Annotated in this window: 11 protein-coding genes; 1 reads left to right on the top strand and 10 read right to left on the bottom strand. The window is 50.5% G+C overall.

Annotated features, from left to right (window positions below; all coding sequences use genetic code 11):
* The 6 genes from PPL9_RS32495 to PPL9_RS20145 form a co-directional block, all read right to left on the bottom strand.
* Window positions 1-394, bottom strand: a 394-nt coding sequence (locus PPL9_RS32495; protein WP_057464368.1) for a hypothetical protein, incomplete at its 3' end; no start/stop codon positions are given.
* Window positions 391-1107 (bottom strand): hypothetical protein, encoded by a 717-nt coding sequence (locus PPL9_RS20170; RefSeq protein WP_208989503.1) that lies wholly within the window; start codon window positions 1105-1107, stop codon window positions 391-393. The genes PPL9_RS32495 and PPL9_RS20170, both read right to left, overlap by 4 nt.
* Window positions 1108-1262: 155 nt before the next feature.
* Complete coding sequence (locus PPL9_RS20165) at window positions 1263-3746, bottom strand: hypothetical protein (RefSeq protein ID WP_057464366.1); 2484 nt, start codon at window positions 3744-3746, stop codon at window positions 1263-1265.
* A 388-nt stretch (window positions 3747-4134) separates the two neighbouring features.
* Window positions 4135-4512, bottom strand: coding sequence for a hypothetical protein (locus PPL9_RS20155; protein ID WP_057464364.1), 378 nt, complete (start codon window positions 4510-4512; stop codon window positions 4135-4137).
* 14 nt (window positions 4513-4526) lie between these two features.
* Window positions 4527-5282, bottom strand: a complete 756-nt coding sequence (locus tag PPL9_RS20150) for a hypothetical protein (RefSeq protein ID WP_057464363.1) — start codon at window positions 5280-5282, stop codon at window positions 4527-4529.
* A gap of 2 nt (window positions 5283-5284) precedes the next feature.
* Window positions 5285-5701, bottom strand: coding sequence for a phage tail terminator-like protein (locus PPL9_RS20145; protein ID WP_161831384.1), 417 nt, complete (start codon window positions 5699-5701; stop codon window positions 5285-5287).
* 34 nt (window positions 5702-5735) lie between these two features.
* On the opposite strand from PPL9_RS20145, the gene PPL9_RS20140 reads away from it, so the two are divergent.
* A complete protein-coding gene (locus PPL9_RS20140) occupies window positions 5736-5924 on the top strand; it encodes a hypothetical protein (protein WP_057464361.1) in 189 nt (62 codons plus the stop codon).
* Here PPL9_RS20140 and PPL9_RS20135 read toward each other — a convergent pair.
* The 4 genes from PPL9_RS20135 to PPL9_RS32490 all read right to left on the bottom strand — a co-directional run.
* Window positions 5913-6389: a hypothetical protein gene (locus PPL9_RS20135; protein ID WP_152986772.1), complete on the bottom strand. Its 477-nt coding sequence runs from the start codon at window positions 6387-6389 to the stop codon at window positions 5913-5915. The genes PPL9_RS20140 and PPL9_RS20135 overlap by 12 nt on opposite strands.
* Window positions 6390-6446: 57 nt before the next feature.
* A complete protein-coding gene (locus tag PPL9_RS20130; protein WP_057464359.1) occupies window positions 6447-6650 on the bottom strand; it encodes a hypothetical protein in 204 nt (67 codons plus the stop codon).
* Window positions 6640-8514 carry a hypothetical protein gene (locus tag PPL9_RS20125; RefSeq protein ID WP_057464358.1) on the bottom strand — a complete coding sequence of 625 codons (1875 nt, stop codon included), beginning with the start codon at window positions 8512-8514 and terminating at the stop codon, window positions 6640-6642. The genes PPL9_RS20130 and PPL9_RS20125 overlap by 11 nt, the downstream gene beginning before the upstream one ends.
* On the bottom strand, window positions 8514-8828 hold a 315-nt coding region (locus tag PPL9_RS32490; protein ID WP_057464357.1), incomplete at its 5' end, for a hypothetical protein. The genes PPL9_RS20125 and PPL9_RS32490, both read right to left, overlap by 1 nt.

Raw genomic sequence — 8828 nt, 5'->3', positions numbered from 1 at the left:
GCTCTACGGACATGCGCATGAAGTCGCCTATTCCTGTGTAGATCTGGTACAGTGTGCCAATGGGCTGGAGCTGAGCGTTGTAGGCTTGAAGGTAGAAGATGAACTTGCGGCCTTTGACCTCTGTCACCTGATTTTCAAACGCGTCTAAAAAGATTTGTTCTTGAGAATTCAGCGTTACCGTGCTGCTTCTCGCTTCGTTCATAGTGCTGGACTGCAATCCCTCGAAGGAGGCTTGCCCTCCGATGCCCTGCCACTCTCTTCCATCAGCGCTTAAGAGGATGCCTGTACCATTGTGCAGCAGCATTGTTTCAGATTTAAACTGAGTCTCACAAAGCAGCGTAGCATTTATATCGCCCGTTCTGATCTGGCGTAACTCTTCAGGTGTGAAAATCATGGCACCAGCCTTGATAGGTCTTCAGTGAACGAAATAGACGTTGAACCGATGCGACCAAGTTTAAGGGCTTCTGTCCCGATCCCTCTGCCGCCCATAAAGCCGACAAACTCAGGCTCCAGGCTTACAGGGGTGCCCATTGCGATATCTCGCCGTATAGGAGGCCATACGTCCACTGTTTGCTCGCCTTGATCGCTCACCATGTAGACAAAGCCATCAATCTCGATAAAGCAGCCTATGAGTTCTACAGAGGTGTCAATTTTCAACGCCGTATCGTTGCGACCTGCGGTTGACAGCAACACTTCAAATTCTGGCACCGGGAACTCAGGTACAAAGTTTTTTATGTCTGGCTCGGTTTTGGATCTCTCGGGGGCCTCTGGGTATTCATGCGCAAATCCGTAGCCATCATCAAAATACGCCCCATCATCAAACGGCAACCCAGATGGGTATTGCGCGATCTGACGATCAACAACACCGCGCACTCTGACATACTCGCTATAGGCTTCTAAATGCCTCCTATTCCATTCTGCTCGCCATTCTCTCAATCCATTTTCATACGCAACACGATATTGCTGTAACTCGGTAGAGTTCGATCCTCTCGCCCCATTAGGATCAGGCAGTTTAATGCGGACAAGGACCGCCCCACCCTTCATCTTAGCGGCCAGGACGCGAGCCGCCCTAACCTGTTCTGACGTGTATTGGGGGATTCCAGACATGGAGAGCTTAGTTTGTACCGAGACAATACCAGCGGGCTTTGATAGCCCTGTTGTTGTCTCAGACCTTTGACGTGTTGCAGTTTCTTGCCACAACGAAACAGATTCAGGTTGCAACACCTCAGGCCAATCAACAATTTCAACCATATTTGGGAACCTTAGTATGAGCGCCTGTTTATTTCCGCTACACGCCCCGGCAAGCCCTTATTAGCCTGCTTAACAGCCGCAGCAGCGTACTTAGGAGCACCAGTAGCAACACGCTGATCTGCAATAGATACAACCTTGGCGTCAAAGTTGCCGTTATCGTTGACATAGACCTCAGCTGTCACATGGACTTGCTGTGCGCCGCCCCTGCCACCACCATGCATTTCTACACCTAAACGCCCATCTGGACCACGTTTCAGAGGCATAACCGCCTCAGGCTCGTTTTCGCCCATAATGCCAAGCTGCCCGCTTCCAAATGAAAATGGCGTAGGCTCGCTAACTACCGAGTTGGTAAAAGCTCCGCCCTTAGCGTACATGACAGGCATTGCAGCACTCGCGGCTTGCAATCCTGCAGCACTGGGACCACCAAACAGACTACCAAAAATACTACCAAGGAAACCGCTACCACCACCAGAACCAACCGCGCTATTGACTTGAAAAATCGCGTCAATCAACTGATTGAGCATCTTGTCAATGATCTTGTTTAGGACGTTCTGAGCCGCTTTCCCGAAAGACTGCCATACGCTTTCGCCTTGACGCAGGCCGCTAATCATATCTGAAAAGAAACCTTTCGTAGCATCTTTTGCAAACTGAAATGCGTCTTTAGCCTTATCGGTAGCTACCTTTAAAGCCGTGATCTGACCTGCCAATCCTACGAGCTTACCCTTTTGGTCATCGCTAAGAATGATACCTTGCTGCTTAGCTTGGTTCAGTAGATTTTGCGTCTCTATCAATCTGGTAGCAGCATAATCACTAAGCCCAATGGCGCCTTTTTCCGCTTGTAGAGAGGCAATCGTTGCTTCTGCACTCGAGACAATGCCTTTAAAAGCCTTTGCAGCCTTTTCAGCTCCTTTCCCTGAGCTCAATGCCGCATCGCCAAGAGATCTCAGTTTATCGGTTACTGCATCGACACCCATACCGATGGCATCGACGCCCCCTCCGATAAAATCAGAGCCGAAAAGTTCATCGATGCGCTCACGCGTGAAGGTTCGCGCTCCTTTAAGCTTTTCGGAGTAGATATTTGGGATAGTTGGTATCATCCCCTCACTAGTATCAACCGTCGCAATCTCAACGCCAGGTATGTTATTTGCAATCTCAATAACCCGGTTGATACCGTCCATCACTTGCGTGACCATCTTATCCACGCCAAGGATTACCACATTTACCGCCCCAATCATTGCCTCTCCAATGATGAAAGGGAAATTCAGGAAGGTGAATTTTGCGATTTCAAAGGCTGAAATCACGGTCGCAATGAAGTAATTGCCAAATGTCTTGGCAACTCCGAACAGATCCACACCAAGGATTTTCGTAAGCTCATCCCGAAAGATGTAGGCTGCTGTAATTGCGCCGGCCAAAACCACACCAAAGGCGACAAGCGGGTTAGACAAGATTGCAGCAGACAATGCTTTGAACGCCCCGACGAGGCCAGTTCCAACCGCAATGGTAAGGGTTCTAACACTTGCAATTATCGCTGGAGAAAATGCCAAAGCTAAGCCGCCAGTGAACACTAGTAACTCGTCGTATGCCTCGTCTAAGAAATCAGCGATTGCACCCAAGGATCTGGAGGCAACGTTAGCCCAATCAACCAACTGAATACCTGCTGCAACAGCCGAAATTAGGCCAATAGCAAGCAACGAAAGAGGACTGAATATGCCGCGAATTGTGCCCGCCAAGATTTCGGTAAACGTTGCACCACCTTGCATAGCCATTTGCAACTGACCTGCCCACTGCGTACCTTGCTGCAAGCCGATCACAAGTGGGTTCATGCCTGCTGTCGCGGTGACTACAGTATCCTGAAACTGAGCGGCTGAGGCCGCTGCAACTCCAGAGCTACCGCTGAAACTTCGAATGTTATCATTTGCTACAGCTGTTGCCTGCGCTGCTCTGATTGCTGCTGCTGATTGATCATCAAGCGCATCAGCAACATTCATTGCCGCAAGCTGAGCCTTGCGGGCATCTGTAACAAACCGCCCACTTGCTTCTCTCAAGCGCCCTTGGGCGTCGATATAAACACCAAGTGATTTGGCCGCAGAGTCTACTGTTTTTGCAGATGCACTTGCACCACTTGCCATTTGAGCAGCGCCTTTTACAGCTCCACTAGACGCCGCCTCTACTCGCGAGGTCGCAGATGCAAGCTCTTTTGCTGATCTCGATGCGGCTTTCTCAGCCGTGGCTTGTGCTGATAGCGCCCGCTCAGTTTGTGCGATCTTCGCAGCCATCTCACTCATTTCTGAGCTTGCTACTCTGGAGGCTCTGGCTGAAGCAGTAACCCCCTTTGATGCGTTTACTGCTTGGTCTGCCATCTGTTTGGCACCAGAGGCGACCCCCAGAGCCGCATTTTCCGCCATTTCGGCAGCGCCCGTGAGCGCCTTAAGTTCGTTGGTTGCCTTGGCCGCGCCACTGGATGTAACCTCAATGCCAAGCTTTGCTAGGCTCATATCGCCCCCTTAAGCTTTTTGTTTGCATCCTCCCGCGCTTTTTCCCTCTCATCCTGAGCCCTTTTCTCTTTCGAATAGGCTTTCAGAAAAGCTAGATCCATGGCTTTCAAGGTCCATAGATCCCAACTGACCGCATCCACCTCAAACGCTTCGCGCCACGCTAGCAACTCTTGCGGGCTGAGGGGCTGAGGACTGCCCATGTCGGATTGTCGGGAGTTGTCCAGATCCCAAAACCATCCCCAGAGGTATTCAAACCGCTCAGGAATACTTGGTTCGGGGACTGTGCGCGCACGGTTAAAACGTTTGGCGAGCTGCGAGCGGCTTTCCCCCTTGCTGTCTGGCGTGTGATACCGGACAACAAGGGCAACCGCTTCGCAAAGCTCTTGCTTTACTTGGAAAAAAAAGCAGAGATATCGCCAAACTGTTCGTTGAGTTGTTCGAAGATAAATGGATACTCAGAGAGAACACGAGTCATCATCGCATCACTGAATTCCGGGGAAGGATCAGAGTCGAATTCAAGGTCATTGGACCATTCCCAGCCCACGGCAGCGGAAACCAAGATTTCTCGCGCCCAAGCGTCTCGCACGGCAAGCCTTTGTGCAGGGGTAAGTTTACCACCACGAAGCTCAATAGATTTGACCTTTTCTTTCACTGTATTGTCATGGCGAGAGCGCATCTCGACAGACAAACCCAACGGTTCACCTGTTGCCGGGTGATTGATTTCAACCTTAACCGTTTCCTTCGGCTTAATGCTGTTCAGATCCATTTGCGCTTTCCTTCTTAGCTTACAGCCGCGGTTGCGGAGGAATCGACTTCAAGAGAGCCGAATTGGTTTGTTGCAGTAACTTTGCAGGAGATGGTTTTGCCGGAGGCTCCAGCCTCAATTGTGTAGGTTTCTCCGGTAGCGTTAGCCACGTCTGCCCCGTCAACTTTCCATTGATAGGAGTAGGAAACATCTGGGGTAACGCTGTTCCACGTTCCATGTTTCACAGACAGCACTTTGCCAACTTCAGCTTCACCATCAATGCTTGGAACAGTGTTGTTGGTAGGCGCAACGCCTGCTTGCAGCTTCACTTCAACCTGTCGCTGATCGGTAAAGCCAAGCGCATAGGTATCAACGATGAAGTCATCAACACCACCACCACCATTGGCAGGGCCACCAATGCGTGCAAGGTTGTAACGAACAGTGCCAGTACTTCCCGCATTTGGCGCGTTTGGCAGTTCGTGAGCGGTTGCGTATAGATAGGACGTCGCCGCATGGGCACGGATAGCATCTTGCCCTTTGTCATTGGGATTGTGAGCCACTTCAAGACTACCATCCCCCGCGTTGGCAACACCCTTCGACTTGGAGGAAACCTCTTTGTCGATGGTGTTGTAGGAAACCATGTTATCCTGAGTGCCGGACTCAGGTAGGCTTCCAACATCTGTGATCTCAATGAAGCGGATCTGCTGGAAATCTTCTGCTGTGTAGGTAACACCCGGCGTAAGAGCACTGACAGACACAAAGAATTTGCCTGTGGCGTTTGTTGAAGCCATTACTAAACCTCATAGATTGGGGCTTGATACTCGATAGAAACTGGGACTGTGATTTTGCCCGTTTCGATGATTGGCGGCGCTATGGCCGGAATGGACGGGACTTTGACTTGCAACCCATCCTGATAAAGTACCTGGCCTTTGAAATGCTCCACGAGCAGGCCTGCAATGTGATTTGCCTGAAAAGGGCCAACCTGTTGCCCTTCTGAGTTTTCGCCCTGCCGCATAACCACGTTGACTTGAAAAAAGCCCCTAAGCATTCCACCCATTCCTGAGATAGATTTCGTCAAAGGATCATTGGGAATATGTTGCGCATAGAGGTAGTTATCTGGCTCTGGATCTGGATGAGGGTATCCATGCCAAAGCACTCCCCCGATATCATCAGGGAGGGTTAACCCTTGCAGGTGATTGGTAAGGGCCATATAAATATCATTCTCAACCATAGGAGATTGCCCTTTGCACTCCGAGAAAAGGAAGCTCTCAGACAATGAAATTCACGACAGGCTAGTTGCAGCTTGCCAGTTGTTTGATGATGTTGAGGGCACAACGAAGCAGGGCGAGACAGCGATTAAAACCGCATCCCGCTCCATGAAGTTGCTTCAATTTGCGTTGATTGCTGCTGAGGCAGAGGAGTCAAAGCTTTAAACGAGCTTTGACTTCTTTCGCCGCGGCCTCTACATGCTTTTGCCAGTTCTGAGCCTCAAGCTGCAAGAATGGCCTTGCGGGCTGGTTGATGTTGCGTCCAAGACTGTCAACACCAGAGAACCCGAAGTGATACCGCATCGCATAAACTGCGGTGAAGCCGAATGTTACCGAGTCACCAAACTTGACGCTTGCCAATGTGCTATCAAACTCAGCAGGCGAATACGCACCACCTTTAGCAGGCTCGGTCACGTCTCCCAGCGGCTGATTAATTCGCATAACCGCTGAGGATCTGAGAAAGTTTGTAATGGCTTTCTTGCGCTTGTCTTGCTCAGAGCGAAGCTGCTCGCCTAACCGGTCATCAGCAGCATGTGAGAGCCTCTGCAAGCTTTCCTTGTAAACCACTTCCAATGCCTCAGGAATGTCTTTAGCCCATGCGCCAACTTGCTTCGCAAACCCTTTACTCATTGCTATGCCCATAAAAAAAGCGGCCCGAAAGCCGCTGTAATTGCTTGATTGCGCTTGTTACGTGAGAGTGTCGTCAGGCGCCATAAACTCGACTTCCTCTATCTCTTCAGCGCTTAGGGGCTCATCTCCTTCAGACCAAACGAACTCATTCTGAAGAAGATAAAAAGCAGCCTGGGGGGTGTTTCCGATCTGCTTAATCGGATTCCCAGAGTATAGAGTATTGTATCTCTCAAAGGCTTTTTGCAGGTCATCAACTGCCATTTGCAATATCCTTTGTAATCTTCCTGATTGCATGCGTGGTTTTTGGGGCCATCGCCTCAATAAGGAACTCCCACAACTCCCGGCCTTCGGAGACGTGTGCAAAATAGCCGTTCGCAAAGATCTCAGCAACGTTGCCGTCTGTTATCCGGTTGCCTTGGTTGTCGTTACCCAAATATGGGAACTGAGCATAATACTTTGCAGTGTGCCCGTGTCCATATTCAAGATTGGTCAGTGAACCTAAGAAATCATTCATATTGAGGACAGCACCGCGCCAAAAAGAGCCATCATCTGCCGAAATGCTACCATTCCTTGCATTGTAGTACAAGGCTCTATCCAGATCTCTTAAAGCCCCAGAAAAGTCGCCCTGCTGGATCTTCTGCAAGAAGTTCTGAGCCTGCTGATTACCATCTACGCCATACATCTTCGCTAAGTAGGCATCTAAACGCTCGCGCTTTTCGCCATCCGGCAGAGTTACCGATCCTTTACCGCCTCGTATCCGGTCAAGATCTTCTCTCATGGCTGGCAATAGCGCCCCTGAGCGCGGCCTAGCAGCCTTGTACTCGTCAATTGCATGTCCATACTCATGCGCAAAAACACCAACGAGAGACTTACCTCTTTTAGAGTTACGCCAAGATTTCACCATATGGATGGAGTGCGTTGAAGGACGATAGTATGCCCCTCCTCGACTGCTCCCCCAGCCGACTGGAGCGGTTGCATTAAACGCCTTGATGAAATCTGGGTGGGCCTCACTATCCAAAGAGCCGAGATAAGCCTTTTCAAAAGGCGTTCTCACTTCGAACTCTACCGGCTTAGGTTTTGGCTTTGTCTTCCGTTTTAGCCTTCGCTCAGCAGCCCCTATATAATCAACCTTGATACGCTCCCGGCACCGGCACATAACCTCATCCTCATAGGGGCAATGCATTTTAGGCCCCATAGGAGTTTGGAACGGTTCATTCCAGCCAACGCCTTCCTTGTTCATTTCTGCGGCAATAGTATGCGTTGGGCGCGTTTTATTGTCTCGGGTTGCGTCTGGGATGCGCGTGATGCGCTCCTCTGCCACCTGCCCTTTGTTGATTGCCTGTTGCCACGTCTCACGCTGAGAAGTGCCTAAGGCCTTCATCGTTTCACTACGCCCGATTGCTTCACCGCGGTACTTAAGGTAGCGACGCTTGTAAGCCGTCACCATCTTGTCAATCATAGCTGCCGGGATAGGCTCACCTGTGCGAATAGCCTTGGCTATCGTTCTATCAAATCGCTTGTCTCGCAGCCCACGTTTCAGAGCTTTTTTGAACTCGGCCGCATCACTGCTACGAAGCTGCTCCAGATAGTTTGCAACGTGTTGCTCTTGTGTGGCTGTAAGGCCCAGCACTCCACCTTGTCGCTTGCCTGTTGCTCTGTTGGTGCGACCAACAAGCTCTAACGCAGCTGTGCGAGGATTTACCCCCAGCGATAGGCTACGGGTCAGATTTTGCCGCACAAGCTCCCTCTGCCCCTCTGCAACCTCTCTAACTAACTTAGACGATTGCTCGCTTATAATGCGCTCAGCGCGAGGATTGCGCGCAGAGAAAGAAAACTTTATGAGAGCCTTCGTGTCAGGATCTCGAAAGACAGGAACATCATTTGAGAACTCACTGCCAGCACGTCGAAACAGATCCTCAACAGCAAAGTGCAACCCTTCAAAGTCAGTCTCATCAATACCAAGCAAACGCAGTGCGGCTTCTACATCCCCCATCCGCAACGCACTCACCAGAGCCTTGAACGTAACGCGATCTGTGATTTCTTGAACCGCATCTCCGAAGATCTTTTCTAGCTTTCGCTGAAACTCCTCTTCGAAGATATCGAATGTGTCGCGGTTACGTCGCATTATCGTCTCGCTTGCAGCTCGTAGAATATCGGCTCACCATCTGGGGCGATACGCTTTGGATTTATGATTGAAAGCGTTTGGCCGACGTAATTGATTTTATCGTCAGCGGTAGGCACCAAACCAAGATTGAGCGCAGGCATCAAAAGCTTCACATCCGTTGCCTTAACTCTCGTTCCATCGATCTCGTTAGAGCTGAACTGAGTCTCCAGAACAAACGTGCTGGCCGTAAGCTTGGTTACATCCCCACCAGTCGGCCCACCTCCGCCAACGTAGCGGGTAATCGTGGCCGCTGTGCCTGCTTCCTTGATATCTTC

Source organism: Pseudovibrio sp. POLY-S9, assembly GCF_001431305.1.
GTDB lineage: Bacteria > Pseudomonadota > Alphaproteobacteria > Rhizobiales > Stappiaceae > Pseudovibrio.
The sequence above is the reverse complement of the archived record's forward strand: the minus strand, read 5'-3'. Positions and strand labels throughout refer to the sequence as shown.

Excerpts from the sequence above, each read along its gene's own strand:
- PPL9_RS20170 (WP_208989503.1), bottom strand. The coding sequence starts at position 1,107 with ATGTCTGGAATCCCCCAATACACGTCAGAACAGGTTAGGGCGGCTCGC.
- PPL9_RS20165 (WP_057464366.1), bottom strand. The coding sequence starts at position 3,746 with ATGAGCCTAGCAAAGCTTGGCATTGAGGTTACATCCAGTGGCGCGGCC.
- PPL9_RS20155 (WP_057464364.1), bottom strand. The coding sequence starts at position 4,512 with ATGGATCTGAACAGCATTAAGCCGAAGGAAACGGTTAAGGTTGAAATC.
- PPL9_RS20150 (WP_057464363.1), bottom strand. The coding sequence starts at position 5,282 with ATGGCTTCAACAAACGCCACAGGCAAATTCTTTGTGTCTGTCAGTGCT.
- PPL9_RS20145 (WP_161831384.1), bottom strand. The coding sequence starts at position 5,701 with ATGGCCCTTACCAATCACCTGCAAGGGTTAACCCTCCCTGATGATATC.
- PPL9_RS20135 (WP_152986772.1), bottom strand. The coding sequence starts at position 6,389 with ATGAGTAAAGGGTTTGCGAAGCAAGTTGGCGCATGGGCTAAAGACATT.
- PPL9_RS20130 (WP_057464359.1), bottom strand. The coding sequence starts at position 6,650 with ATGGCAGTTGATGACCTGCAAAAAGCCTTTGAGAGATACAATACTCTA.
- PPL9_RS20125 (WP_057464358.1), bottom strand. The coding sequence starts at position 8,514 with ATGCGACGTAACCGCGACACATTCGATATCTTCGAAGAGGAGTTTCAG.